The sequence below is a fragment of the Bartonella sp. MR168JLCBS genome (assembly GCF_042194175.1).
This window is the reverse complement of sequence record NZ_JBHIMP010000161.1, coordinates 1-306: the sequence shown is the minus strand read 5'-3', so window position 1 is coordinate 306 and position 306 is coordinate 1. Positions and strand designations below refer to the sequence as shown.

The following is a 306-nucleotide window of genomic DNA, read 5'->3' as shown; positions in this document are numbered from 1 at the left end:
TGAGTTCAATGTTAAGGAAGCTAAAACCAAAATGCTTGTTTCTTGTTTTTCTAAGCTTGGGTTTAAGAATGCTCTCTTAGTTGGTGGCAAAGAAATTGATATTAATTTTTCTCGTGCAGCATCTAATATTCCTAATATTGATATTTTACCAATTCAAGGAATTAATGTTTATGATATTTTACGTCGCAGCAAACTTGTCTTATCAAAAGCAGCTGTCGAGGCTCTTGAGGAGCGTTTTAAATGACAGATCTTCGTCATTATGATATAATTATCAGTCCAGTCATTACTGAAAAGGCGACTATGATT

General features: G+C 33.3%; 1 protein-coding gene and 1 pseudogene. Both read left to right on the top strand.

What is annotated here, in order from left to right; translation table 11 throughout:
• On the top strand, positions 1-244 hold a 244-nt coding region (rplD, locus tag ACFIK8_RS10010), incomplete at its 5' end, for a 50S ribosomal protein L4 (protein WP_375669335.1).
• Positions 241-306 (top strand): annotated as a pseudogene (locus ACFIK8_RS10005) (50S ribosomal protein L23); the annotation flags it as partial. The gene rplD and the pseudogene ACFIK8_RS10005, both read left to right, overlap by 4 nt.